The sequence below is a fragment of the Sphingopyxis macrogoltabida genome (genome assembly GCF_001307295.1).
Lineage (GTDB): Bacteria > Pseudomonadota > Alphaproteobacteria > Sphingomonadales > Sphingomonadaceae > Sphingopyxis > Sphingopyxis macrogoltabida_B.
In genome coordinates this window covers 2,563,230-2,587,396 of record NZ_CP012700.1, presented here as the reverse complement: position 1 = coordinate 2,587,396, position 24,167 = coordinate 2,563,230, and the positions used below count along the sequence as shown (strand labels likewise).

Genomic DNA, 24,167 nt, shown 5'->3' with positions numbered 1-24,167 from the left:
TGCATTTCGATAATCGAGCGAGCCTGTGGACTGGCGTCGTACCGCTGCCTGCGGTAGGCGCCGTATAGATGACGCTGATCCGCCTTTCGCTGACCGATTTTCGCAATCACGCCGGCGCGGATCTGGCGGCGGAGGCGGGACTGGTCGCGCTGCACGGCGACAATGGCGCGGGCAAGACCAATATATTGGAAGCGATTTCGCTGCTCGCGCCGGGGCGCGGGCTGCGGCGGGCGCCTTTGTCCGACATGGTGCGCGACGGGGCAGGCGGCGGCTTTGCGATCTTCGCTGAGGTGCAAGCGGACAGGGAATTGCCGCCGGTCGCGCTCGGAACGGGGATCGAGGCCGCGCATCCCGGACGCCGGCTGGTGCGGATCAACGGCGCCGCCGCCGCCGCCGCCTCGCTCGGCGAGTGGATCGCGGTGCTGTGGCTGACCCCGGCGGTGGACCGGCTGTTCGTCGAGACGGCGGGCAATCGCCGCCGCTTCCTCGACCGGCTGGTGCTCGCGCTCGACCCGCGCCATGCGCAGCACAGCAACCGCTATGACGCCGCGCTGCGCGCGCGCGGCAAATTGCTCGCCGACCTTGCCGCGGCCGATCAGCAATGGCTGACCAGTCTCGAGGCGCAGCTCGCCGAGCATGGCGCGGCGATGGACGCGGCGCGCCAGCATATGCTCGCGGCGCTGGCGGGCGAACTGGCAGAGCAGCCCGACGCGCCCTTTGCCCGGCCGTTGCTGACGCTCACCGACAGCGACGGCGCAGCACGGGCGGGGCCTTACGAGCCGGAAGCGCTCAAGGCGCTGTTCGCCTCGCGTCGCCGGATCGACGCCGCGGCGGGCCGCGCGACCGCGGGGCCGCACCGCGACGACCTGTCCGCCATGCATGCCGCGACAGGGCGCGCCGCGGCGCGCTGTTCGACCGGCGAGCAGAAGGCGATGCTGCTGTCGCTCATTCTGGCGCACAGCGATTGCGTCGCGCGGCTGCGCGGGGCGCGGCCGGTGCTGTTGCTCGACGAGGTCGCCGCGCACCTCGATCCTCTCCGTCGCGCCGCATTGTACGAACGGTTGGCCGGGCAGGGCGGGCAGGCGTGGCTGACCGGGACCGAAGCGGCGCTCTTCGCCGACATGCCGGGACCAGTGACGCGCTTCCGCATCGCCGGCGGCCGGATCGCGCCGGGCTGACCCGACTTGCTCCGTGCGCCGCGTCGTGCAATAGGCGCCGGCCCCGCGCAGCGCCCGACCGGCACAGGAGCATCCCATGATCAGCGACGCCACCGCGCTCGGTCTCGATTTCGGGACAACGAACACCGTCGTTGCGCTCGCCGACGGGCAGAACGGATCGCAGCTTGTCGAGTTCGCGGGCGACGAGGCGACCGGCGCGGTATTCCGCTCAGCCCTGTGCTTCTGGGAAGAAGAGCGCGCCTGGCAGGGTGTCGCTCACGAGGCGGGGCCGTGGGCGATCGCCGAATATCTCCAGTCGCCGCTCGACAGCCGTTTCGTCCAGTCGTTCAAGAGCGTCGCGGCAAGCCCGTCGTTCGAGCGCGCGATGATCTGGGGCAAACCCTATCGTTTCGAGGATATGGGCCGCCTGTTCCTCCAGCGGCTGGTCGCGCACGCCGGCGGGCGGCTCGACACGCGGCCGCGCCGCGTCGTTGTCGGGCGCCCGGTCGAATATGCCGGCGCGCGCCCCGACGCCGCGCTGGCGCGCCAGCGCTACGACCTGATGCTCGCGGCGTTCGGGACCGAAGTCTATTATGTTCACGAGCCTCTCGGCGCCGCGCACAGCTATGCGGCGCGGCTGACCGAACCCGCGACGATCCTTGTCGCCGATTTCGGCGGCGGCACCACCGACTTTTCGATCGTCCGCGTCGCTGCGCCGGGCAGCCCGCGACGCTGCGTCCCGCTCGCCTCGTCGGGGATCGGGATCGCGGGCGACCGTTTCGACTACCGGATCGTCGATCGCCTGATCCTCCCGCTGCTCGGCAAGGGCGGCAGTTACCGTTCGTTCGATAAATTGCTCGAAATCCCGGGCGGCTATTTCGCCGACTTCGCCGACTGGTCGCGGCTGGCGCTGATGCGCAATCGCCGGACGCTCGACGAACTCAGGCGGTTGCAGCGCGACGCCACCGATCCCGAACCGATCGGCCGGATGATCGCGCTGATCGAGCATGAGCAAGGCTTTCCGCTGTATGACGCGGTCGGGCGGCTCAAGCGGGCGCTGTCGGATGTCGAGGCGGCCGAGTTCCGCTTTTCGGGCGACGGGGTGGATATCGCCGCCGAGGTGCGCCGCAGCGATTTCGAAGGCTGGATCGCCGACGACCTCCGCCGCATCGAAGCCGCGATGGACGCGGCGCTGGCGAAGGCCGGCGTCGACGCCGCTGGCATCGATCGCGTGTTCCTGACCGGCGGCTCGTCGCTGATCCCGGCGACCCGGGCGCTTTTCGACCGCCGTTTCGGCGACGAACGGATCGCGACGGGCGGCGAGCTGACATCGATCGCGCACGGGCTGGCGTTGATCGGTGCCGAGCCCGATCCGTCCGAATGGACGGCCTGACTACGGCTTTTGCCGCTCGCGTGCGCGCTGGAACCCCTCGCGCGCCGTACAGCGATCGAGCCAGACTTTCGTTGCGTCGCCCAGCACGTCGCCGGCGTCGAGCGTCGTCGCGAGGAAGGCGGCATAGCCGATTACGATATCGGCCGCTGTGAAACGCCCCGCGACGAGCCATTCGCGCCCGTCGCCGAGCGCCGCCTCGATGCTTCGCGCGCGGCCGCCGAAAAAGGCCTTATAGTCGGCGACCGCTTGCGCCAGCCGCCGCTCCTCGGGTTCGACGCGCGTGTAACGGAGCATGATCGCGAGCGGAAAGGTCAGCGTCGCGTCGCTGCGGTGCAGCCAGTTGCGCCATTCCCAATGGTCCGGCTCGTCGCGGCGGACCGCGAGCTCGGTCCCTTCGGCGATGCGTTCGCAAATCGCCGCCGATTCGGTCATTAGCCGCCCGTCCTCGATCCAGCCCGGCACGGTCATCAGCGGGTTTACCGCGCGATAACCGGGCTCGAAGGCGCGCGGCGGGAAGCGAAGCAGGCGAAGGTCGACGTCTATCCCCGCCTCTTCGACCGCCCACAGGCAACGCAGCGAGCGCGCGTCGGCGCAATGATAGAGGATCGGGAGCGTCATGCCGTAATGTCCTTCATCCGCTCGATATGCAGGCGATGCTCGCGCCACGCGATGAACAGCCCGCTCGCGATGATCAGCGGTGCGCCGATCCACGTCGTGTCGGCGGGCAAGGTGCCGAAGAACCACCAGCCGCAGACGATCGACCACAGGAGGCTCGAATAATCCATCGGCGTCACGACCGAAACGGGCGCCAGCCGGAGCGCGCCGGTGAGCGACAATTGCACCACCGCGCCCAGCAGGCCCAACCCGACGAGCAATCCCCATTCGCCGATGCTGTGCGGCGTCATCACGAAGGGGAGGGCGATGCCGAGCGGGACCAGCGACAGGAGGCTGAACCAGAAGACGATCGTCATCGCGTTTTCGGTGCGGCCGAGATCGCGGACCTGGATGGTGATCAGCGCCGTCATCACTGCACCGCCGAGCGCGATCAGCGTACCAAGCCCGTGATCGCCCTCGAAACCCTCATACAGCAGCGTCGTCGGGTTGAGCACGACGAGCACGCCGACGAAGCCGACGATCACCGCGCTCCACCGCGCTGCCCCGACCCGCTCGCCGAGCAATGCCGCAGCGAGGAAGACGCAGATGATCGGCACCGACAGGTTGATCGTGGTCGCTTCCGCCATCGGCAGGAAGATCATGCCGCCGAAATTGAGCGCCATGCCGGTCAGCCCCATCGCAGCGCGGCGAGCGTGCACGCCGATGCGCTGTGTCGCAAAGCTGCCGAGACCGCCGTGCGTCAACGCCCAGAGGATCAGCAGCGGCAACACGACGGCTTGGCGCCAGAACAGGCTTTCGACGATGTGGATGCCGGCTTCGGCGATATATTTGACGAGCACGAACATGACCGACAGGCTGAGCATCGCGAGCAGCCGGAGCGCGATTCCGCCCAGATAATGCTGCGGCGGATGGGAGGCGGTTGCGGCGGTCATGGGCAGACCCGCGCATATCAGTCCCGCGATGCTTTGCAAGCTATGCAATTTCGCCGCGCATAACCCTTGCTCCGCTCCGCCAATCGGGCTACGGGCGCACTCCGGCCTAGGGGTATAGCTCAGTTGGTAGAGCATCGGTCTCCAAAACCGAGGGTCGCGGGTTCGAGTCCTGCTGCCCCTGCCAGGCCGTTGCACGACGTTCGAAGACGTCTCATTTCCCGCGCTCGAAGATTCCCGTCAGGCCCTCTCACGCGGTTCCGGACGTCACGCGGGATTGCCGGAAAGCGGCTGTCTGTGGCGGCCGGCAGGCCAATACCGACAGATGCGGATCATACCGGTCTTGCCGGTGCTATAGTCTAAAGCGAACTGCCCGTTTTCAGGCCGCGGCGGCAATTGGCTTCGCGTCGCCGCACAGCGATGGGCAGGGCGGCGTTGCCCGACAGGATTTCTATCATCGCCAGTCCGGATGCCAATCCCGAGCCGCCAAAGGGGATTTCCGTCGTTGCGCTCACCCGGATATGGCGGGCGTTCACCGCCGTCAGCGGAAAGCGGGCAAGGAAGTTCGCGGGGTCGCCATGGTCGTCGGCATGCCAATCGACGAGCGGTCGGGTTTCTTCAAAGGCCGGGTCATCCGACCCTTCGATGCGAAAATGGATCGGGGACCGCTGTCGCGGTAACATCCCGATCTCTGCGGGGTGCAGCCGGATCGCATCGATCGGCCGGGTGACGCCGAGATCGATCTGGACCCACCCAAATTCTTCCCGGCGCATCCCGTCCGCGGGCGAAAGCCGGTAGTAGCGCGCCGTCGAAGCGACAATCGGTGGTGCGGCGTCCTGCCGGGCCGGTGCGGCTGCACGAGCAAATCCCGCTGGCATCAGCGGCGCGGCGACAAGGCCGAGCCCGCCGATCGCGGATCGCGCGATGAATTGCCGCCGGTTCGCCTGCATGTCCCGATCCTTTGAAATCCGATCACGCCATATTCAAAGATAGAGGGGCGTGTTCGTTATCTGCTCGCAGCCATCTGCGGTGACCAGCACATGGTCTTCAAGGCCGCTCATGCCCACGCCCGCATGCTTCATGAAGGCCTCGACTGCAATCAGCATTCCCGGCTCATAGGGTTCGTCGATCTTCTCATATTCCCTGACCATGATTTCATTCGCCGATGCGCCCTGTTTTTCCTCGATGGCCTCCAGCACGCCGGGATCGCCCGCCGGGATGATGTGCGGCCCATAAAAGGTGCCCATCTGATGTCCGAAAATCCCCAAATTCAGGTCGATTCCCGCGCCGGCATAGCGCGACGCCGCGCTTTCGCCGATTACGCCGAGCTGCCTCGCGGTAACGCCGGGGCGGATCGCCTTGATGATTGTCCGGCACACCTCGGTCGCGCCCTCAAGGATATGACGCTGCTCCTTCGTCGGGAGTCCTCCGCAAACGGCGGTCCGGCCGGGATCGAGCCAATAGCCCTGAAAGATCGGGCCCTGAATCCATCCGCGCACCATGTCGCCCTTTTGCGGCGCGCTGGTGTCATAGCCGTACAGCATATCGCCGAGCAGGAAGCGCTCCGCGTGTGGGCCGTGATGCATGTCGATGCGTGAAAAGCACCCGCCGCGCCGCATGATTTCCATCGCCGTCCGCGCCGCTGCTTCCGCCGAACTTTCGCCGGCGATCAGCGCATCCATACCCGCGGCGAGCGCGTGGGTGGTGATGTCGCCGGCGGTCCGGAAGGCCTCCTGTTCGCGTTTCGACTTCACGCGTTGCGGTTCGAGCAGGAACCATTCGTCGGTCACCCATTCGATTTGCGGGGTCAGGCTGCGCAGGCGCCGGTCGTAAAGCCCGGGGAGCACGTCGTCACCGACCACCGCCACGCGTCCCTCGATGCCATGCTTGCGGAAATATTCGGGCAGCCCTGTGATCAGGCTGGGCTCATGGACGATCAGTTCGCCGCAGACGACTTTGGCATATTCGGTTTCCTGCGGCGGTTGCGCGCTATGCAGTTCGGGTGCGCGGCCGTCCCTGAACAGCACCGCGGAAAAGGTCCAGGCGCCCATCTGGACGTCGTCCGCCCAATCCTGGCCGGTGCCGTTATTGGCGAAGTTCGTGAGCCAGAGACCATTGCCGAGCCGGTCGTAGGATCCGGCCCCCCGCGACCAGACCAGAAGATGGTCGTAACCCTTGGCGCGCATCGCGTCCCACACCCGCTTCCAGCGCCCCTCATATTCCTCGCGGGGGAAATAATTGCTGCTGGTCACGCCTCGCCTCCTCGCAAAATGGCCGGTCAGCCTTTGATCCGGACGCTGAGGCCGACGGTGCGCGGCGCGGCGTAAGTGACATTCTCATACGCCCCCACGATCGTGCTCACCGCGCCCGAGCCGATCGCGAGGATACCCCGCTTGTCGAATGCATTGCGAATGAACAGGCTGACTTCGACGCCGCCGTTCTCCGCCCCGATGTCGAAGTTCGCGATGTCGTACGCCGGCCGGAACCGCCCCGAACTGACGACGCCGTCGATAGCGAAGGGCGTCCTGCCGACATGTTGCCAGCTTCCGCGCGCATAAACTTCCCATGCATCGTTCACCGGATAGCGCAGTTCCGACGATAGCGCGAATTTCCAGCGGGGGGTTTCGGGGGTGCGATCGCCTTCGGTGTAGCCTGCCGCCGCGCCGAATGTGTCGGGGACGGAGGTAAAGCGGGCGTCGGCGTAGCTCAGCTGCCCGCTGACCGTCACGTGGCGCGACGGACGCAGGCTGACTTCCAGTTCGGCGCCGTCGATGCGCGCGTCGCCGGCGTTGGCGAAGAAGGTCGATCCGCACGGGTCGGGGATCGCGAGCTGAACGCCCTTTTGTTCGATGCGATAGGCGGCGCCGTTGACGGTCAGTACCCTGTCGGGCGTTTCGAGCTTTGCCCCCGCCTCATAGTTCCACACCGAATCGGGGCTGAAAATCGCGCCGACCGATTCGGCGAGCGAACAGCCTAGGGCAGGGGGTACCGTCGCATTGGCGCCGCCCGCCCGGAAGCCGCGCGAGACCGTCGCATAGAGGGTGGTGTGGTCATTGGGACGGAAATTGACCGTGAAGCGCGGGCTGGCGCTCGTCTTCGTCGCGGTGATCCGCGGCGTATCGGGACCGCAGAGGATGCCGGGCACGACCTCGGTACAGCTTGCCTCGAGCGTATTCTTCAGGCGGTAGACGCGGAGCCCGGCGATCAGTTCGACCGTTTCGCTGACATCGAAATTGACTTCGGCAAAGCCGGCGAGCTGCTGGTCGGAGGTTCGCTGGATATAATCGTAGGAAACCGGTCCTACCGGTCCCGTCGCGGGGCCAAAGGTCGCATCGATCAGGTCGGTAAAGGCCTGGCCGACGAAAATCTGGCCTAGTTCCTGGTCGGTATGGCTGAAATAGACCCCGGCGATCCAGTTGAACGGGCCGTCGTTCGACGACGTCAGGCGCAATTCCTGGACATAGGTGTCGGCCTTGGCCGGCGTCAGGCTGGCGAAAGGGGCGAACTCGCCGAGAATATTATAGCCGAGCGCCGTGTAATCGAGCGTCGCGTCGGATTTCTTGTGGAGATAGGAGCTCGACGAAACCAGCTCGACATTGCCGAAGCTCTTTTCGACCGTCAGGTTCGCGACGAGCAGATCGGTGCGCGACGGTTCGGGGCCGATCGCGCTCGCACGGCCGAACCCCGGCAGGTTGCTTTGCGTCGCGATCGGGTTGTCGGCATCGATGCGCTGGAAGAACAGGCTCGGCGTGATCGTCAAATCGTCCCCCGTTTCGAGCCGGAGCGCGCCGCGCAGGCTGAAGATCGTCGCGTCGTTGGCGTTTTTTTCGACGACCTCGTCATCCGATTGCGGCGATGTCAGCCCGGCGAGCGTGGCATCGTAGCGATCGATATAGCCCGCGATCTTCTCATAGGTGCCGGTCAGCCGCAGGGCGGCGTTGGCGGACAGCGGCACATTGACCGCGGCCTTGGCGCCATAGCTTTCGCCGCCGCCCCGGACGCTGTTGACGAAGGCCTCGCCATGCGCGTCGAATCCCGAAGGATCGGGTTCGTTGGTGATGTAGCGGATGGTGCCGCCGGTCGAACTCGACCCGAACAGCGTGCCCTGCGGCCCGCGCAGCACTTCGACGCGCTGCATGTCGAACAGGTCGATGTTGGGCGTGCCGCTATAGGCATCGGTCCGGAAATCGAACGGCGTGTCGTTGATATAGACCGCGACCGCCGGTGCGAGCCCGAGGTCGGTCGTCAGCCCGCGAAGCCCAACGTTGGACTCGCCCGGGCCGACGGGAGTGAAGGTCAGGCTGGGGGTGTTGCGGACGAGGCTTTCTGTGTCGCGGATCGCCAGCCGCTCCAGCGTTTCGCTGCCAAAGGCGGTCACCGCCTGCGGCACGTCCTGCAGGCGGCTTTCGCGCCGCTGGGCGGTGACGACGATATCGCCGCCCGATCCGTCTTCGACGCCGGCTTCGCTCTGCGCATGGGCGACCGGCGCGAATGCGCAGCCCGACAGCAAGGAAATCAGCAAGGTCCGCTTAAGCATATTGTCCCCTTTCGGTATTTTCTTGTTTTATGGTCGACGCGCCATCGGGCGCGATGCCGCGCCTATTGCGCGGCCAGCACTTCGGTCCGGCCGAGCCCGTTTTGCTTGACGCTATCGGCATAGATGAACCCGGGTTCGCGATGGTAGCTGAGCAAGGCGATGATCCGCTGCGTGTCCCCCGCCACCTCGGTCACCCGGTGCAACGCCCGGCGGCCGCGGAACAGCAGCAAGGTGCCGGCCCCGACCTTCTGGAGGCGGGTTCGGGGTGACACGCCATCGAGAATGGCGTGGATATCCTCCGGCGGGGCATCGTCGACGCCAGGCGCATATTCGAATGCGCCGCCGGTTTCGGCCTCCTGTAACAGCAGCGAGACGACGAAGTCATTGTCGTCGAAATGCCAGCCTTGCTGGTCGCCGACGCCCATATAGGTGAGGTTGATGTTGATCAGCGGATCGGCGATCGTGTGGAGGCTGTCGATATCGAGCGCGTCGCGGACGAGCGACATCAACTCCTCCGATTCATAGAAACGGCGCAGCGCGCCCGCCGGATCGAGCAGGTCCGATCCCAATATCCACATCGAATAGGGCGAGGTTCGGCTGCGCAGTTCCTCGTCGGCCATGTCCGCAATCGGTCCTTGCGGGTTGAAGCCGAGCCGCTGGTCGCGGCGATAGGCGAGCGGGAATTTCGCCGCCGCCTCGGCTACCATTTCGGCCAGCGCGCCCGGCGCAATGAAATCGGGAAAGGCGGCGGCGCCATCCTCCCCGAGCTGGACGGTCGCCCGGTCGACGATCGCGGCGCGGCGGTCGGGATCGGACAGGGGGTATAGCGTGGCGTTTACGATCGACATGAAGGCTCCTGACAAAGACGGCCGGAAAGATCGGGTTCCATGCAATAATCGCATGCACGATCTCATTCGCCAGCAGAGTATTTCGGGGTTAGGATATCAAAATGTGATGCAGTTCACGCTGGGCGCGCACGCAGCCTGATCGTCCCGCCGACCGCCGCGACCACACACACAAGGCAAAAGGCGGTGACCGCCCCCAGCGACAGATTCTCGAGCAACAGCCCGCCGATCGCCGGCCCGACCGCGAGGCCGCCGCCGGTCATCGCCGGGGTCAGCGCGATCAGCCGCCCGTCGCGATCGAGCGACGCCAGCAGGCCGAACTGAAAGGCATATTGAAAGGGCCAAGCAAAGGCGAACAGGCTGACCGAAAGGACGAAGGCCGCCGTGCCGGGCATGAACAGGAGCCCCCCGACCGCGCCGGCGAGCAGCCCAAGCCCGGACAGCAGGCCGGTCGTCCGCGACAGGCGGTCGGCGACCGCGCCCGCAACGAGCGAACCCGCCAGCCCGCCGAAAGCCGAAGCGGAGAGCGCAAAGGCAACGATGCCGGGCGAGAGGCCTTTGCCGACGCCGATACGTTCGAGAAACGGCCATAGCGAGGCCATGCCGATGAAATAGAGGAGGATGCACGCCAGCGCGCCGATGACGAGCGGGTTGCCCGGCGATCGGGCCGCGCGCGGCCCCGCGGCGGCCGGCTGCGCCCGGCCGATGACGGCGGCCAGCCAGAAGCCGGGGACCGCGATCGCCGAGAGGATCAGGAACAGCCACGGCCATCCGAGGCTGGCGGCGATCCAGCCGAAACTGCCCATTCCGATCATGCCGACGACCGACTGGCCCGCGAAATAGATGCTGATGCTGCGTTCGGGGCGTGCCGACCGGCCCATCGCCGCATAACAGATCCCGCCGACGACGCCCTCGCCGAGCCCCGAGAGAAGGCGCGTCGCAGCGACATAGCCATAATGGTCGTCGAGCATGGTCAGCAGGTTGCCGGCGATCATCACCGCAAGGCTGGCGCGAACAACCGCCGCCCAGCCAAAGCGTGCGGTGATGAGCGGGCATAGCAGGCTGCCGACAAGGATGCCCGCCATGTTGAGCGCGGCGACGGTGCCGGCGCCCGCCACGCCATAGCCGAAGCGATCGGCGAAAACGCCCACCATCACCGGGAGGACCGCCGGCAGCGTTGCCGCCGCCACGCCGAGATAGATCGCCGCCCATGTCGAGGCGCGCAGGGTCGCCGCTGGCATCGACGAGGGGGCGGACGACGGGTGGGCCGTCATGCGGGGAGCGGTTCGCGCTTGTGGAAGTTCCCCGCCTTCATGATGATGCGCAGGCGCCGGCCGTCCTCGGCAAGCAGCGCAATGTCGTCCAGCGGGTCGCCGTCGACGACGAGCAGGTCCGCCGTCGCGCTCGGAACGATGCGGCCGAGGTCGGGGCGCCCCAATATCTCGGCGCCGGTGACGGTTGCCGACCGCAAGACCTCCGCGGCAGGCTGAACCTCGCGGCGATAGAGGAACTCGCGCGCCTGCATGTCGAACACATCGCCGGGCAGGTCGGTACCGAAACCGAGCGGCAGGTCGGCGCGCCACGCGGTTTCGAAACCCTGCATCGCGAGATGGGCAATTTCCTTCGCCTTCGCCGCCGCCGCCGCGGGCAGGCCGAGCGCGTCGCCGCGCTCGGTCAGCGCCATCACGACCGACAGGGTGGGCACCGCAAATCCGCCGGCATCGCGCAGCGCTGCCGCGGCTTCCGGTGAAATCAGCGTCGCATGCTCGACCGTTCGCACGCCCAGTTGTGCCGCGCGCATCACCGCCTCGGCGGTGTGGGCATGCGCCGCGACATAGCGGCGCCACCGTGCCGCCTCCTCGACCGCTGCCTGTACCTCGTCATCGGTGAACTGCTGCATCCAGATGGGATCGGTGGGCGAAAGCACACCGCCCGACAGCATGATCTTGATGCAATGCGCGCCCATGCGCAATTCCTCGCGCGCGGCGCGGCGCACTTCGTCGGCGCCATCGACGACATGCGCGATCATGTTCATCCGGCTGCATCCGCACGGTTCGACATCCTCGTGGCCGGGCCGCAGGTCGCCATGACCGCCGGTCATCGACAGGGTGCGGCCGGCGTAGAAGAAACGCGGCCCGGGGATGAGGCCGTCTTCGATCGCCTGCGCAAGGCCCTGGTCGCCGCCGCCGACGTCGCGCAGGCTGGTAAAGCCGCAATCGAGCGCGTGGCGCAGCATTCGCGCGGCATGGGCCGAGGAATAGGTCGCCGGATGATCGAGAAGCTGGACCACATTGGCGCTGGAAAGCCGCGCGTGGATATGGACGTCGATCAGGCCGGGGAGCAGCGCGCCGCCGCGTACGTCGATGACCTCGGCATTGGCGATGCGCGCCGGGCCGGTGTCGACCGCCACGATCCGGCCGTCTTCCACCACGACATGGCAGTCCTCGCGATAGCCATCCGCGGTCTCGTTCAGCACGCGCGCATTTTCGAACACGATCATCGTCAATTCGTTTCCCCCGGCCGGTCGGCATCAAAGGCGGCCAACCTAGGCGGGGTGCGATCGTCCCGTAACAAGAGAAATGTGGACACTCGATGCCTTTTCGATATGAAGGCGGCGATGAGGAGCCTGCGCCAGTCCCTGCCACCGCTCAACGCCCTCGCGGTATTCGAGGCGGCAGCGCGGCACCACAGCTTCACCCGCGCGGCGGCCGAACTCAACATCGCGCAGTCGGCGGTCAGCCGCCACGTCGCCAATCTGGAAGCGGACCTGGGCGTCACGCTGTTCATGCGCAGCGGCAACCGGCTTGCCCTCACCAACCCGGGAGAGCGGTTGGCGGAGGCGATCCAGTCGGGGCTCGGGCGCATTCGCGACAGTGTGGAGGCGATCCGGCGGCGGCGCGGCGAGGCGGAAAGTTTCACCATCGCCTGTACCTATGCGATGGCGCACGACTGGCTGATGCCGCGCTTCGGCAGGTTGCGCGCGGTGCTGCCCAAGGCGCAGCTTCGGCTGATCACGTCGGACAGCTATCTGAACTTCGACGCCGACGATGTCGATTTGTCGATCCGCTATGGCGAACCGTCCGACTGGCCGGGCCTGCGGTCGCGCAAGCTGCTTGCGGAGGAAGTGTTTCCCGTCTGCGCGCCCGCGATGCTTGCCGAATTGCCCGGGCTGGCCGAGGACGATCGCGCGGCGTGGCAGCAGGCGCCATTGCTGCATCTGGCGCCCGACGCGCAGGGCCGGGTCGACTGGCTGGACTGGTTCGGCGACCTCGGCATCGCGCCGTCGCAGCATGGCCCGATGTTCAGCGCCTATACGCCGATGCTGCAGGAGGCGCTGGCCGGGCGCGGCGTCGCGCTGGGGTGGCGCGGCATCGTCGATCCCTATCTGGAAACGGGCCAGCTCGTGCGGCTTTCCCACCGCTCGCTGACGTCGGGCCACGGCTTCCATGTCGTTCACCGCGCCGACGCCCGCGAGGCGCTCGTCGAGGCGGTGATCGATGTCCTCGTCGATGTCCGGCCGCCGGCCGAACCGCCTATTTTTTGACGCCGCCGTCGAGGAAGCGTTCGACCTCGAGCGCGAATTTCTCGGGCTCCTCGACCTGCGGCGAGTGCCCGCTCCGTTCGAAATAGACGAGCCGGGCACCCGGTATGGTCTTGCTGATCTTGTACGCCACGGTCGGCGAGACGTTCGCGTCGAAGCGGCCGTTGATAACCAGCGTCGGCACATCGAGCCTGGCGAGGGCGGGATAAAGGTCGAGCTTCATCGCATCGAGCATGACCTCGGTGCAGACCTCCTGCGAGAAGGTGCCGGCATCGCCGCTTTCGAGGGCGCGGTTGCGCTGGTCGTAATAGGACATCCGGTCATAGGTGTCGATCGCGATGCACCCCATCTGCCCCGCCGGGCTGGAGTCGGGCGGGATGGCGGAGACAATCTCCGGATACAGCTTGTCGAAGAGAAATTCATGCTCGGCGGGTTTGGGCGCGCCCGACCCGACCAGAACCAGATGCGCGACATGGCGGGGGTAGCGGGCGGCATAGGCCATCGAGATGATGCCGCCGAAGGAATGGCCGAGCAGGTCGATCCGCTCGACCTTCAGCTGTTGCCGCAGCGCTTCGAGATCGCGGACCATGCGGTCGACGGTCATGTCCCCGGGGCCTCGCGCCGGGGGCGATTTGCCGGTGCCGCGCTGGTCGTAGAAGATGATCTGACGGCGGGCGGACATCTCCTTCCACGCCGGCGCATTGACGAGATAGCTGTGATCGAACCCCGGGCCGCCGTTGACGGCGACGAGCGGAACCTCGCCCGGCGTGCCGATCGCGACATGATAGAGCGTCTCGCCCTCCGGATCCGGTGCCGGTTGCTGCGCGGAAGCAAGGCCGGGAACCGCGAGGCCAAGGCACAGCGCGAGGACGAGATGGCGAGGCTTGCGGAAGGTCATGGGCGTCTCTCCGGGAAATCGGTCGTCCCAGCGATTAGGAAAGAAGCCGCGCGATGGCGACCGCAAAGATCAGATGCATGCATGACAACAGGCTATGCAATCGGTCGGGCCGCGCGCGCAACTGCTGATCGACACCGCCTATCGCGCGCTCGGCTATTCCTCGAATGCCAGCGGGGCGTGGGTTTGAAGGGCGGAGCGGCGTAGCTTCTTGAAACCCCGGCGGCGGGCGCCTTATGGAAAGGGTGACCGCGCGACAGAAAAGGATCGCGCATCGGCATCGCTAGGAGACAAAGATGGCTTTGGGGCTTTTCGACCTGACGGGCAAGGTCGCGCTGGTGACCGGCGGCAACGGTGGTATCGGCCTCGGCATGGCGAAAGGTCTCGCGATGCACGGCGCGACGGTCGTGATCTGGGGCAACAAGCCCGACAAAAACGAGCGGGCGGTCGCCGAACTCGATGCTTTTGGCGGCATCGTCCGCTGCGCGCAGGTCGACGTGGCCGACGAGGCGGCGGTGAAAGCCGGTATAGCGGCGATCCTCGAAGAGTTCGGCCGTCTCGATCAGGCGATTGCGAACGCCGGCGTCGGCATCGCGCGCCGCGACATGTTCGAGATCAGCCAGGCCGATTTCGATAAGCTTCAGTCGATCAACGTCTATGGTGTGTTCTACACCTTGCGCGAGGCGGCGGCGCACATGATCGAGCGCGGCAAGGCCGGCGAGCGCGGCGGCTCGCTCGTCTCGATCGCTTCCACCGCCGCCGTTCACGGCGCCGCGCGCAACGAGCATTATGGCGCGACCAAGGGTGCGGTGCTGTCGCTGACGCGCGCTATGGCGGTCGAACTCGCCCCGCACGGCATCCGCGTCAACAGCATCCTGCCGGGCTGGACGCGGTCGGACATGACCGAGCGGTTGCAGGGGTGGGACAAGTTCAACGACAATGTGATCAGCCGCGCGCCGGTCGGCCGCTGGGGTGACGGCGACGATTTTTCGGCCATCGCCGTCTATCTCGCCAGCCGTCACTCGAGTTTTCATCTGGGCGATGCGATCGTGATCGACGGCGGCTATACCATCTATTGAAGGTTTCTCGATCAGGCCTTGGCGTCGATCAGATCAGCGATTTCAACCGGTCGATTCCCGTTGCCTCCCGGACGATCCGCGACGCGAGCGCTTGTCCGTTCGCGCCGTTGGTAAAGACGACGATCGCGCGCCCGCTTCCGGCATCGCCGACGCCCAGCGTTCTGAATATCCCGTAATTGCTGCCGCTGTGCTGAAATAGCTGGCCCGCTGGGGATTGCTCGAGTTCCCAGCCCAGTCCCCGCGAAATATCGCGCCCGCGCACTTCGGTCTGCGGGGTGAGCATCGCTTGCCGCGCCGCCTCGCCGATCTCCCAGTCCGCCCGCGCTCGCCCGTCCATCATGAGCAGCATGAACCGTGCATAATCGGACGCGGTGGTCAGGAGACCGCCCGCCGAATTGACCAGCAGGTCGTGCGTTGACGGCGGCGTCTTCGGGTCCGCCTCGCGCATCGCCGCGACCGAATCTTCGTAGGTCCAGAACGCGATCGGCTTGCGCCATTTCGCCGCGACCGGCAACAGCCGGTCGCCGAGCTCGCGTGTCGGCTGGGGAGGGAGCATCCGTTCGCCTTCGGGCGGTTCGGAATGACCGAAGACCGCCGCCTTCGCGATATTCTCGTCCCAGCCGAAGCTGCTCCGCGACATGCCGGCCGGACCGAACAGCTTCGCCTGCATCACGCTGCCGAGGCCCATACCCGTGATCTGCTCGACGACGAGCTGGAGCCAGATGAAGGCTTCGCCCGAATAGCTGTAGCGCGATCCGGGCGCGCTGTTGGTGACCAGCGGACCCGAAGCCCAGTTGGGCAAGCCGGTCGAATGCCCCAGCACATGCCGGGTCGTGACCTGTTCGAGATTGGCGTCATCGCCCAAATGGGCCGGCCGGCGATAGGCGACGAGCGGCCGGTCGAGGTCGAGGCGCTGTTCGTCGGCGAGCCGCATCACGACATAGGCAAAGACCGGCTTGGTCATCGACGCAGCCTCGAACAACGTGTCGTCCTGCACCGGGTCGCGGGTGAGGGCGTTTTTGACCCCGAAGCCCTCGCTCCAGACGAGCGCCCCGCGGTCGACGACCGCGATGGCGATGCCGGGCACCCCGGCGATCTGCATGAGCCGCGGAATTTCGCGCACCAGTTCCGCGGACGGCACCCAGGCTGTATCGTCGTCCGCGCATTCGGGAGCCGGCCGCGCGCCGGTAGACGCCGAGCCGCCGGCGATCAGCGCCGCGGATCCGGCCAGCACTGCCCGTCGCCCGGGCATATGTACGGAAGCGCTCATCCCTATTCGTGCCGCAGCGCGTCGATCGGATTGAGGCTGGCCGCGCGGCGCGCCGGGAAATAGCCGAAGACGACGCCGATCAGCGCCGAAATCGCAAAGGCGATGACGTTGATCTGGGCGTCGAACATCCAGCTCACCTGCATCAGGGGCGAGAGGATCGCAATCGCGAGCTGCGCGATGACGAGACCGGCGAGCCCGCCGAGGCATGATAGGACGATCGCCTCGACCAGAAACTGCATCAGCACCTCGCGCGCGACCGCGCCAATCGCGAGCCTTATGCCGATCTCGCGCGTGCGTTCGGTGACCGATACCAGCATGATATTCATGATGCCGATGCCGCCGACGACGAGCGAGATTGCGGCGACTGCCGCGACAATCCGCGTCAGCAGGGTGGTCGTGCCGGTCAGCGTTTCCGAAATCTGCTTGGTGTCGAAGATGTTGAAATTATCTTCCTTGCCGCCATCGATCTTGCGGCGTTCGCGCAGCAGGTCGGCGATTGAGGCCTGCACCTGTTCGCTCGAATAGCTTTGATCGACGCCGACGAGCATCACCGAGATATCCTGATTGCCCGTGAAACGGCGCTGCACCGCCTTGACCGGCATGATCACGATATCGTCCTGATCGCCGCCGAAGCCCGCCTGACCGCGCGTCGACAGCACCCCGATGACGTCGCAGCTCACCCCCTTGATGCGGAAGCGCTGACCCACCGCGCTGCCGCCGCGAAACAGATTCTGGCGGATCGTGTTGCCGATGATGCAGACGCTTTTGCCGGCCTGCTCCTCGGCGGGGGTGAAGGTGCGGCCCTCGGCAAGCGGCCAGGGCTGGACGGTGAAATAGGCATCGGTGGTGCCGTTCACCGTCGTCGACCAATTGGCGCCTTCGTAGATCGCGGTGCCGCTGGTCTGCGCCTGCGGCGCGACGGCGGTCACCCCGCCGATCTGCTGCGCGATAGCTTCGAGGTCGGCCATTTCGAAATCGGGCGGGCGCGGGCCGCTGCCGCCGCGGCCGAAGCCCTGACCGGGACGGATCTGGAGGATGTTGGTGCCGAGCGCCGATATCTGGCTCTGTACGGCGGCGGTCGTCGCATTGCCGAGCGTGACCATCGTCACCACCGCGGCGACGCCGATGACGATGCCGAGCACGGTGAGGAAGGAACGCAGCACGTGGCGGCGGATCGAACGCAGCGCGAGGAAGAAGGTCGTGCCGATCATGCGCCATGCTCCGCCAGTCCCGGCGGGTGCGCGTTGGTTTCGATCCGCTCGACCAGCCCGTCCTTGAAATGGACGAGGGTGCGCGCGAATTCGGCCATGTCGGGTTCGTGCGTCACCATCAGCACGGTGATGCCGCTGTTGCGGTTGAGGTCGGACAGCAGTTCCATGATCTCGACCGAGCGTTCGGAATCGAGATTGCCGGTCGGTTCGTCGGCGAGCAGCACCTGCGGCCGGGTCACGATGGCGCGGGCGATGGCGACGCGCTGCTGCTGTCCGCCCGACAATTCGGCCGGAGTATGATCCCACCAGTCCTTGAGCCCGACCTTGTCGAGCGCCGCCATCGCCGCGTCGTGCCGCTCGGCCTTCGGGTCGCCGCGATAGACGAGCGGCAGTTCGACATTTTCAAGCGCGCTGGTGCGCGACAGCAGGTTGAAGCCCTGAAAGACGAAGCCGAAATATTTGCGGCGCAGCAGGGCGCGCTCGTCGCGCGTCAGCGCCTCGACATGGTGGCCGCGAAACAGATATTCGCCGCGCGTCGGCACATCGAGGCAGCCGAGGATGTTCATCGTCGTCGACTTGCCCGATCCCGATGCCCCCATCACCGCGACGAAATCGCCCGCGCCGATGTCGAGGTCGATGCCCTTCAGTGCCTGAAAGGCGGTCGGCCCTTCGCCATAGGTTTTGACGATGCCGCGCAGACGAATGATGGGGCCGGCCATCGCGTCAGCCGCCACCGCCGCGTCGTCCGCCGCCCGATCCGCCGGACCCGCCGCCCGATCCACCCGACGATCCGTCCGAAAGCTGGCCGGTGATGACCTTCGTGCCGGTGCGCAGGCTGCCCGATGTCACCTCGGTAAGGCTGCCGTTGGTGTCGCCGGTGGTGATCTGCATCGGCTGCGGCTGCCCTTCGGCGTCGAGGGTATAGACCGTCTGCTGCGCGCCCCGGTCGGCGGTGACCGTGCGTGCCGGCCTGTCGCCGCCGCGCCGCGGGCGGCGGGGGACGAGCGCGCCGGTGATCCCGCCGCTCGACGCGCCGGCGCCGTCCGCCTGGGCTGGACGGAAGCGCAGCGCGGCGTTGGCGATCAGCAGTGCGTTCTGCTTGTGCATGGTCACGATATCGGCGGTCGCGGTCATCCCGGGGCGCAGTTCCTGCTTGGCATTGTCGACCGACAGGATCGCCGTATAGGCGACGACATTGCCCGAACTCGCGCTGCTCGCCGACGAACCCGACGACGAGGAAGAGGACGAACTGCCGCTGTTGTTCGATCCGACGTTGACGCGGGTGATCTTCGCCGGGAAACGCTGGCCGGGAAAGGCATCGACGGTGAAGGTCGCGTCCTGGCCTTCCTTGACCTGACCGACGTCGGCCTCGTCGATCGACACTTCGAGTTCCATCTGGCTCAGATCCTCGGCGATCGTGAACAGCACCGGCGCGTTGAGCGAGGCGGCGACGGTCTGGCCGGGTTCGATATCGCGCGACAGCACGACGCCGGTGACCGGCGAATAGATGCGCGCCTTCGACAAATTGGTCTGCGCGGTGCCGAGCGCGGCGCGTTGCTGCGCCACCTGCGCGCGCGAGGCGGCGAGCGACGCGACGGCGCGTTTCTGGTCGGCGCGCGCCGCGTCGAGCTCGGTTTTCGACGGCACGCGGCCGCCCGACAGGCGGAACACCTCTTCCTGCCGCGCGAGGTTCGCGCCTGCCTGCGCCAGCGTCGCCTGCGCCTCGCCGACATTGGCGTTGGCGGCGGCGAGGCTCGCTTCGGCCTGGACGACCGAATCCTGCAGGCGCGCGGTGTCGAGCGACGCGAGCAACTGGCCCTTCGTCACACGGTCGTTCACATCGACATAGACGTTGGTGATCAGCCCGGACTGTTCCGAACCGACATCGACCTGGTTGATCGGCTTGATGTTGCCGGTCGCGGAGACGGTGACGGTCAGCGCGCCCTTGCGCACTTCCTCGGTCGAATAACGCACCGCATCATCGGGACCGAAGCAGCGATAGAGGACGAACAGGAAAAGAAGCGCCAGCAGCGCGACGCCGATCCATTTGCCGCGCCGCACCCACGGACTGGCGGGCTTGACGCCGAGGAAGTCGTCGAGAGTCTCATCGCGCTTGCTGTCGTCGGTCATCCGCCGGTTCCGTTCGTTTCCATGGACTGCCACCCGCCGCCCAGCGCATTGTAGAGCTGGACAATGGCCAGCGCCTGCGCCGCGCGCGAGCTCGCCAGACTGTTGCTCGACGACAGGAGCGAGGTTTCGACGCTGGACAGCGTCTGAAAGTCGGTCAGCCCCGATTGATATTGCAGCCGGGCAAGGATGGCGCTGTTGTTCGCCGCTTCGCGGGCGATCGCCAGTTGTGCGCTGCGTTCGTCGGCGGAGCTTGCCGCGACCAGCGCATTTTCGACGTCTTCGAGCGAGACGAGGATCGTCTGGCGATAGGCGGCGAAGGCGCCGTCCGCCGCCGCACGCTGGGCGCGGACCTGCGATGCGCGCGCGCCGCCGTCGAACAGAATTTGCGACAGGCCGGCAAACAGCGATCCGGTGATGGTATCGAACAGGCCGCGGGTGGTCAGCGCGCTGGTGCCGAGCGAGCCGGTCAGACCCAGCGAGGGGAGCAATTGCGCCTGCGCGACGCCGATGCGCGCAGTGGCTGCGGCGAGGCCGCGCTCGGCCGCGCGGACGTCGGGGCGCTGGCGTAGCGTATCGGCGGGAAAGCCCGCGGCGATGCCGGTCGGCGGGGCAGGGATGGGGGCGGCGGGTTCGAGCGCGGCGGTCGCCGTTCCGGGCGCTTCGGCGGTCAGCACCGCGATGCGGTTGAGCGCGCCGCGGATGCTGGTCCGGAACTCGGGAATGCTCGCTTCGGTCTGTGCCAATTGCGTACGCGCCTGTTGCTCGTCGAGCGAGGAGGCGAGGCCCGCCTGCACCCGCCAGCGCGCGATATCGTAATTGTCGCGCTGATAGCGGACCGTCTCTTCGGCGATCGCCAGTTGCTGCTGCGCAAGGCGAAGCTGGACATAGTTGGTGACGAGTTCGGCGATGATCGCGATCCGCACCCCGGCGAGGTCGTAGCGGGTCGCCGCTTCGTCGGCGCGGGCCGCCTCGAGCGCGCGCCGGCCGCCGCCGAACAGGTCAACCTGCCAGTCGGCATCGAGTCCGAGCGAGTAGCTGCTGCTGTCCTGTCCGTCGATCACGACATTGCGGCCGGCGCGGCCGCTGGCGCTCACCGTCGGCAGCAGGTCGGCGCCGGCCTGCACCGACGCCTCGCGCGCCTGCCGCAGTCGCGCCTCGGCCTGCGCGAGGTCGAGATTGACCGCAATCGCGCGTTCGACGAGCCGGTCGAGCATCGGATCGTCGAACTGCGTCCACCATGAAGCGAGCCCCGCTTCGTCGAGCGCCGCGTTGCGGCCGTCGCTGTAACCGGATGGCAGCGCCAGCTCACTCGCGGTGGCGGGGCGGTAGTCGGGGCCGACGCTACACCCGGCGAGCGATGCGGATACCAGAAGGACGATCGGATAGCGGTATCGCACGCTCATTTTCGGCACCTGCAGGGAGGCATGCGCCGGTTGTAGCGACTTGCAAAATCGTGTCAAAATTTCCGTGGACCGAATAATTCTGAGTCTGAACCGCTCGGCTGCCGGCCCGGCGTCAGAGGATTTCGTGCACCCGGTCCTGCGGGCGGCACAGCCGGACGCCCTTGTCGGTCTCGACGATCGGGCGTTCGACATAGGCGGGGTTGGCGGCCATCGCGGCGACGATCTCGTCTTCGCTGGCTCCGTCCAGCCCGCGTTCGGCCGCGTCGGTGCCGCGCAGGCGCAGCGCGTCGCGAGCGGCGATCCCGGCATCGGCGAAAAGCTGGCGCAGCTTCGCCTCGCTATACGGGGTTTTCAGATATTCGACGACGGTGACGTCGACGCCGGGCGTCTCCTCGAGAATCGCGAGAGCCTTGCGCGAGGTGCCGCAGGCGGGGTTGTGCCAGATCGTTGCTTTCATTCGGCCGCTCCTATCGCCGCGCCGCGCCGCCGACAATCCTGTCGTCGACAAGGCGCCCGGAAAAACTTCGGGCGCGTAAACCCGCTATTCATGGCGAATATGCCACATCTGCCCGCATGACAGGCATGGTAATATTGCCTTCGACCACCATCTTGGGGCTTATGACAAGCCGAGGGACCGTCAAAGGCGGCCAATGCGGGGTTGGGTTGCAAAGTGAATGAACTGATTGATCGCAGGGCGATATTGGCGGGGCTTGCAGGCGCAGGCGCGATGGCGGCGTTTCCGACGCGCGCCCAGACGCCGGACTGGATTCAGCAGCCGATCGCGCCGGTATCGCCGCCGGTCGACTATCTTACCGTCGCGCGCCGGCAATTGGCGATGCAGAATCGCAATATCCCGCAAGCCGACCGCGTCGGCATCGTCGATTTTGGCCTGCCGTCGTCGCGCCCGCGCTTCGCGCTCGTCGATATGGTCGCGGGAAAGATCGACATGTTTCCGGTCACCCATGGCCGCGGTTCGGATCCGCAGCACGACGGCTGGCTCAAAAGCTTTTCGAACCGTGTCGGCAGCCTAGCGACCTCGCGGGGCGCCTATCGCACCAGCGATTATTATTATGGCAGCAACGGCTCGTCGATGCGGCTCGCGGGGCTGGAACCCGACAATTACAGCGCCGACGCGCGCGCGATCGTCGTCCATGGCGCCTGGTACGCCGACCCGTCGCTGATCGCGACACAGGGCAAGCTGGGCCGCAGCGAGGGCTGTTTCGTGTTCGGCGAGGCGCTGCTGCCGATGATCCTCTACAAGCTCGGTCCCGGCCGGCTGCTGTTCGCCGACAAGCTGAGCGTGCCGCCGCCGGCACCGAAGTTCGAAATGCCGACCGAGCCGTTGCCGGGGACGGAGAATATGATCCGCACCGGCGCGACCAACGGGGCTATCCCAAAAACGGCCGATTAATAGCGCGCCGTGGGGAACTACCTCTAGGCTGCGTCATGCTGAACTTGTTTCAGCATCCATGGCCTGACATTCAATCCCACGCTGCGTCGAAGGAATCGGCAGGCGATGGACCCTGAAACAAGTTCAGGGTGACGAATAATGGGATGTCCGTTTCCGGCTGTTAACCAGCGCCTCAATAAATCCCCGACGTTCCCGGAGTCGTCGCGCGCGCGGTGGTCTGGACGGTCGGAACGACCTCCGGCGGCGGCGGCGCGATGAGCGCACCGGCCGGGCGGCCCTGCTTTGCGAAGCTCGCCACGACGGGCGCGTCGCGGCCGTAGATGTCGGCGAGCTTCTTCACGCCGCCCTTGCCGTCGGGAACGACGGTCCAATAGGCGACATAAACCGGGAAAGGCTGTTCGAAGCCGAAGCGCGTCGTCTTGCCGCTGGCGATCGCTTCGCCGAACTCCTCGGGGCTTTTGCCGGCGAAATAAACCGCCATCAGGCCCGAAAAATGCAAAGCGCGCTCGGTACGGATGCAGCCGTGGCTAAACGCCCGCGCCGCCGCGGCGAACGCGCCCTTCGACGGCGTGTCGTGCAAATAGATGGCGTGCGGGTTGAGCATTTCCATCTTCATCACGCCGAGCGCGTTGTTCGCGCCGGGCTGTTGCACGACCGAAAGCGTCTTGCCGCTGCCGGTCCACGTATAGCCCTGGCGGCGTGCCGACGCCGGATTGTTGGCGATGGTCGCGCCGATGCCTTCGTTGATGATGCTGCGCGGCAGCGTCCAGGTCGGGTTGACGATGACGCCCGTCGCCATCGGATTGAGCTGCGGCGTCGGGGTCGAGGCTTTGCCGACGACGGCCTTGTGCGTCGCGATCGTCGTGCCGCCGTGGATGACGCGGGTCAGATATTCGGGGACGTTGCTGACGACATAGCGTTCGCCGAGGTCGCGCGGCATCCAGCGCCAGCGTTCGATGTTCACCCGGATTCCATTGGCTTCGGCGGGGGTCTTGGCCTTCTTCAGCGACGCTTTCAGCACCGCGAAATCGGGATGGACCGGATCGAGGCCGGCGAGCGCCTGCGCGACGTTGTTCGTCGCCAGCGCGTTGGTGAGCAACGGCAGCAGCGGCTCGTCGGTGTCGTCGCTGTCGACCATGAACCATTGCTTGCGTGCGGCGTTCGGCGTCCGCCCGTCGCGCAGGTGCGTCGCGAGCAGCAGGAAGGCGTCGGTCGCGACCTTGTCGAGCCGTGCCTGATCCTTCGACATGATCGCCGCAGCGAGGTCGTCGGGATTGTAATCCTTGGCGAAAAGCCCTTCGTCGCCGGCGCCTTCGATGGCGCTGAGCAGCGCGGTCGCATTCGCTTCGGACCAGGCGGGAAGCGCGACCGGCGCGACGACGACAGGTGCATCGTCGGTGACCTTGTCGGGCTGGAGGACGACCGAATCCTCCTTCACTTCTTGCGCAAGGACGGACGGCGCGGCGAGCGCCAGCGAAAGGATCAGCGCCGCAGCGGGGCGCATCGACGGGAGAGTATTTTTGACCATGCGGGTGCCATAGCCAAAAAGATCACATAGTTAAAGTGAGCGGGGGCACAGGTTGCCGCACCCCAAGTCCCCCCTCCCGCAGGCGGGAGGGGTCGCGAGACTTGGTTCGGCGTAGCCGGGCCTAGTCGAAGCCGGGTGGGCACGTCCGAGGGGGTGTTGGCCCACCCCGCTGTGGCTAGGCAGCAAGCTGCCAAGCCTCGCTGCCCCTCCCGCCTGCGGGAGG

21 protein-coding genes and 1 tRNA gene are annotated in these 24,167 nt (G+C 66.6%); 6 read left to right on the top strand and 16 right to left on the bottom strand.

Translation table 11 applies throughout. The annotated features are described in order from the left end of the window. Positions 1 to 68 precede the first annotated feature (68 nt). Positions 69 to 1,178, top strand: coding sequence for a DNA replication/repair protein RecF (gene recF / locus AN936_RS12220; RefSeq protein ID WP_054588400.1), 1,110 nt, complete (start codon positions 69 to 71; stop codon positions 1,176 to 1,178). 76 nt (positions 1,179 to 1,254) lie between these two features. After that, the gene (locus AN936_RS12215; protein WP_054588399.1) at positions 1,255 to 2,550 is read left to right on the top strand and encodes an Hsp70 family protein; all 1,296 of its coding nucleotides are present in this window, start codon (positions 1,255 to 1,257) and stop codon (positions 2,548 to 2,550) included. Here the strand turns inward: AN936_RS12215 and AN936_RS12210 are convergent, their stop codons facing one another. Both AN936_RS12210 and AN936_RS12205 read right to left on the bottom strand, forming a co-directional pair. Next, the gene (locus AN936_RS12210; protein ID WP_054588398.1) at positions 2,551 to 3,168 is read right to left on the bottom strand and encodes a glutathione S-transferase family protein; all 618 of its coding nucleotides are present in this window, start codon (positions 3,166 to 3,168) and stop codon (positions 2,551 to 2,553) included. It lies immediately after the preceding gene. Continuing rightward, the gene (locus tag AN936_RS12205) at positions 3,165 to 4,097 is read right to left on the bottom strand and encodes a DMT family transporter (RefSeq protein WP_054590265.1); all 933 of its coding nucleotides are present in this window, start codon (positions 4,095 to 4,097) and stop codon (positions 3,165 to 3,167) included. Before AN936_RS12205 ends, AN936_RS12210 begins: the two co-directional genes overlap by 4 nt. A gap of 108 nt (positions 4,098 to 4,205) precedes the next feature. Here AN936_RS12205 and AN936_RS12200 point away from each other — a divergent pair. Next, positions 4,206 to 4,281: transfer RNA gene (locus AN936_RS12200), tRNA-Trp, on the top strand. A gap of 172 nt (positions 4,282 to 4,453) precedes the next feature. Here AN936_RS12200 and AN936_RS12195 read toward each other — a convergent pair. The 6 genes from AN936_RS12195 to AN936_RS12170 form a co-directional block, all read right to left on the bottom strand. Beyond that, the gene (locus AN936_RS12195; RefSeq protein ID WP_054588397.1) at positions 4,454 to 5,044 is read right to left on the bottom strand and encodes a discoidin domain-containing protein; all 591 of its coding nucleotides are present in this window, start codon (positions 5,042 to 5,044) and stop codon (positions 4,454 to 4,456) included. Positions 5,045 to 5,077: 33 nt separating this feature from the next. Beyond that, complete coding sequence (locus tag AN936_RS12190; RefSeq protein WP_054588396.1) at positions 5,078 to 6,346, bottom strand: M24 family metallopeptidase; 1,269 nt, start codon at positions 6,344 to 6,346, stop codon at positions 5,078 to 5,080. A gap of 26 nt (positions 6,347 to 6,372) precedes the next feature. Further along, the gene (locus AN936_RS12185) at positions 6,373 to 8,631 is read right to left on the bottom strand and encodes a TonB-dependent receptor (RefSeq protein ID WP_054588395.1); all 2,259 of its coding nucleotides are present in this window, start codon (positions 8,629 to 8,631) and stop codon (positions 6,373 to 6,375) included. 62 nt (positions 8,632 to 8,693) lie between these two features. After that, the gene (locus AN936_RS12180) at positions 8,694 to 9,479 is read right to left on the bottom strand and encodes a 2OG-Fe(II) oxygenase (RefSeq protein WP_054588394.1); all 786 of its coding nucleotides are present in this window, start codon (positions 9,477 to 9,479) and stop codon (positions 8,694 to 8,696) included. A 113-nt stretch (positions 9,480 to 9,592) separates the two neighbouring features. Next, positions 9,593 to 10,717 (bottom strand): MFS transporter, encoded by a 1,125-nt coding sequence (locus AN936_RS12175; RefSeq protein WP_158500082.1) that lies wholly within the window; start codon positions 10,715 to 10,717, stop codon positions 9,593 to 9,595. Between the two features lie 29 nt (positions 10,718 to 10,746). Next, a complete protein-coding gene (locus AN936_RS12170; protein ID WP_084758309.1) occupies positions 10,747 to 11,976 on the bottom strand; it encodes a metal-dependent hydrolase family protein in 1,230 nt (409 codons plus the stop codon). A gap of 117 nt (positions 11,977 to 12,093) precedes the next feature. Between AN936_RS12170 and AN936_RS12165 the strand changes: the two genes are divergently transcribed. Next, a complete protein-coding gene (locus AN936_RS12165) occupies positions 12,094 to 13,020 on the top strand; it encodes a LysR substrate-binding domain-containing protein (protein WP_158500081.1) in 927 nt (308 codons plus the stop codon). Here AN936_RS12165 and AN936_RS12160 read toward each other — a convergent pair. Next, positions 13,010 to 13,915: an alpha/beta fold hydrolase gene (locus tag AN936_RS12160; protein WP_054588390.1), complete on the bottom strand. Its 906-nt coding sequence runs from the start codon at positions 13,913 to 13,915 to the stop codon at positions 13,010 to 13,012. The genes AN936_RS12165 and AN936_RS12160 overlap by 11 nt on opposite strands. A gap of 293 nt (positions 13,916 to 14,208) precedes the next feature. On the opposite strand from AN936_RS12160, the gene AN936_RS12155 reads away from it, so the two are divergent. Beyond that, the gene (locus AN936_RS12155) at positions 14,209 to 14,991 is read left to right on the top strand and encodes an SDR family NAD(P)-dependent oxidoreductase (RefSeq protein ID WP_054588389.1); all 783 of its coding nucleotides are present in this window, start codon (positions 14,209 to 14,211) and stop codon (positions 14,989 to 14,991) included. Between the two features lie 28 nt (positions 14,992 to 15,019). Here the strand turns inward: AN936_RS12155 and AN936_RS12150 are convergent, their stop codons facing one another. From AN936_RS12150 to arsC, 6 genes are all read right to left on the bottom strand, one after another. Beyond that, complete coding sequence (locus AN936_RS12150; protein WP_201782915.1) at positions 15,020 to 16,225, bottom strand: serine hydrolase domain-containing protein; 1,206 nt, start codon at positions 16,223 to 16,225, stop codon at positions 15,020 to 15,022. Positions 16,226 to 16,263: 38 nt separating this feature from the next. Further along, positions 16,264 to 17,472: an ABC transporter permease gene (locus AN936_RS12145; protein WP_054588388.1), complete on the bottom strand. Its 1,209-nt coding sequence runs from the start codon at positions 17,470 to 17,472 to the stop codon at positions 16,264 to 16,266. Then, a complete protein-coding gene (locus AN936_RS12140; RefSeq protein WP_054590263.1) occupies positions 17,469 to 18,191 on the bottom strand; it encodes an ABC transporter ATP-binding protein in 723 nt (240 codons plus the stop codon). Before AN936_RS12140 ends, AN936_RS12145 begins: the two co-directional genes overlap by 4 nt. A gap of 4 nt (positions 18,192 to 18,195) precedes the next feature. Beyond that, on the bottom strand, positions 18,196 to 19,602 hold the full coding sequence (locus AN936_RS12135) for an efflux RND transporter periplasmic adaptor subunit (RefSeq protein ID WP_054588387.1): 1,407 nt from the start codon (positions 19,600 to 19,602) through the stop codon (positions 18,196 to 18,198). After that, the gene (locus AN936_RS12130; RefSeq protein ID WP_084758305.1) at positions 19,599 to 21,005 is read right to left on the bottom strand and encodes an efflux transporter outer membrane subunit; all 1,407 of its coding nucleotides are present in this window, start codon (positions 21,003 to 21,005) and stop codon (positions 19,599 to 19,601) included. Before AN936_RS12130 ends, AN936_RS12135 begins: the two co-directional genes overlap by 4 nt. Before the next feature lie 112 nt (positions 21,006 to 21,117). Next, positions 21,118 to 21,462, bottom strand: coding sequence for an arsenate reductase (glutaredoxin) (gene arsC, locus AN936_RS12125; protein ID WP_054588386.1), 345 nt, complete (start codon positions 21,460 to 21,462; stop codon positions 21,118 to 21,120). A 270-nt stretch (positions 21,463 to 21,732) separates the two neighbouring features. Here arsC and AN936_RS12120 point away from each other — a divergent pair, with 270 nt between their 5' ends. After that, entirely contained in the window at positions 21,733 to 22,416 is a 684-nt protein-coding gene (locus tag AN936_RS12120) for a murein L,D-transpeptidase catalytic domain family protein (RefSeq protein ID WP_234715548.1), read from the top strand. A 172-nt stretch (positions 22,417 to 22,588) separates the two neighbouring features. Here the strand turns inward: AN936_RS12120 and AN936_RS12115 are convergent, their stop codons facing one another. Continuing rightward, entirely contained in the window at positions 22,589 to 23,944 is a 1,356-nt protein-coding gene (locus AN936_RS12115) for a L,D-transpeptidase family protein (protein ID WP_054588384.1), read from the bottom strand. Positions 23,945 to 24,167: the final 223 nt, after the last annotated feature.

What these genes read in the sequence shown, in the direction of transcription:
- AN936_RS12165 (WP_158500081.1), top strand. Translation starts at nt 12,094, where the DNA reads ATGAGGAGCCTGCGCCAGTCCCTGCCACCGCTCAACGCCCTCGCGGTA.
- arsC (WP_054588386.1), bottom strand. Translation starts at nt 21,462, where the DNA reads ATGAAAGCAACGATCTGGCACAACCCCGCCTGCGGCACCTCGCGCAAG.
- AN936_RS12135 (WP_054588387.1), bottom strand. Translation starts at nt 19,602, where the DNA reads ATGACCGACGACAGCAAGCGCGATGAGACTCTCGACGACTTCCTCGGC.
- AN936_RS12170 (WP_084758309.1), bottom strand. Translation starts at nt 11,976, where the DNA reads ATGATCGTGTTCGAAAATGCGCGCGTGCTGAACGAGACCGCGGATGGC.
- AN936_RS12145 (WP_054588388.1), bottom strand. Translation starts at nt 17,472, where the DNA reads ATGATCGGCACGACCTTCTTCCTCGCGCTGCGTTCGATCCGCCGCCAC.
- AN936_RS12175 (WP_158500082.1), bottom strand. Translation starts at nt 10,717, where the DNA reads ATGCCAGCGGCGACCCTGCGCGCCTCGACATGGGCGGCGATCTATCTC.
- AN936_RS12120 (WP_234715548.1), top strand. Translation starts at nt 21,733, where the DNA reads ATGGCGGCGTTTCCGACGCGCGCCCAGACGCCGGACTGGATTCAGCAG.
- AN936_RS12215 (WP_054588399.1), top strand. Translation starts at nt 1,255, where the DNA reads ATGATCAGCGACGCCACCGCGCTCGGTCTCGATTTCGGGACAACGAAC.
- AN936_RS12210 (WP_054588398.1), bottom strand. Translation starts at nt 3,168, where the DNA reads ATGACGCTCCCGATCCTCTATCATTGCGCCGACGCGCGCTCGCTGCGT.
- AN936_RS12115 (WP_054588384.1), bottom strand. Translation starts at nt 23,944, where the DNA reads ATGGTCAAAAATACTCTCCCGTCGATGCGCCCCGCTGCGGCGCTGATC.
- AN936_RS12160 (WP_054588390.1), bottom strand. Translation starts at nt 13,915, where the DNA reads ATGACCTTCCGCAAGCCTCGCCATCTCGTCCTCGCGCTGTGCCTTGGC.
- AN936_RS12205 (WP_054590265.1), bottom strand. Translation starts at nt 4,097, where the DNA reads ATGACCGCCGCAACCGCCTCCCATCCGCCGCAGCATTATCTGGGCGGA.
- AN936_RS12140 (WP_054590263.1), bottom strand. Translation starts at nt 18,191, where the DNA reads ATGGCCGGCCCCATCATTCGTCTGCGCGGCATCGTCAAAACCTATGGC.
- AN936_RS12185 (WP_054588395.1), bottom strand. Translation starts at nt 8,631, where the DNA reads ATGCTTAAGCGGACCTTGCTGATTTCCTTGCTGTCGGGCTGCGCATTC.
- AN936_RS12130 (WP_084758305.1), bottom strand. Translation starts at nt 21,005, where the DNA reads ATGAGCGTGCGATACCGCTATCCGATCGTCCTTCTGGTATCCGCATCG.
- AN936_RS12195 (WP_054588397.1), bottom strand. Translation starts at nt 5,044, where the DNA reads ATGCAGGCGAACCGGCGGCAATTCATCGCGCGATCCGCGATCGGCGGG.
- AN936_RS12180 (WP_054588394.1), bottom strand. Translation starts at nt 9,479, where the DNA reads ATGTCGATCGTAAACGCCACGCTATACCCCCTGTCCGATCCCGACCGC.
- AN936_RS12155 (WP_054588389.1), top strand. Translation starts at nt 14,209, where the DNA reads ATGGCTTTGGGGCTTTTCGACCTGACGGGCAAGGTCGCGCTGGTGACC.
- recF (WP_054588400.1), top strand. Translation starts at nt 69, where the DNA reads ATGACGCTGATCCGCCTTTCGCTGACCGATTTTCGCAATCACGCCGGC.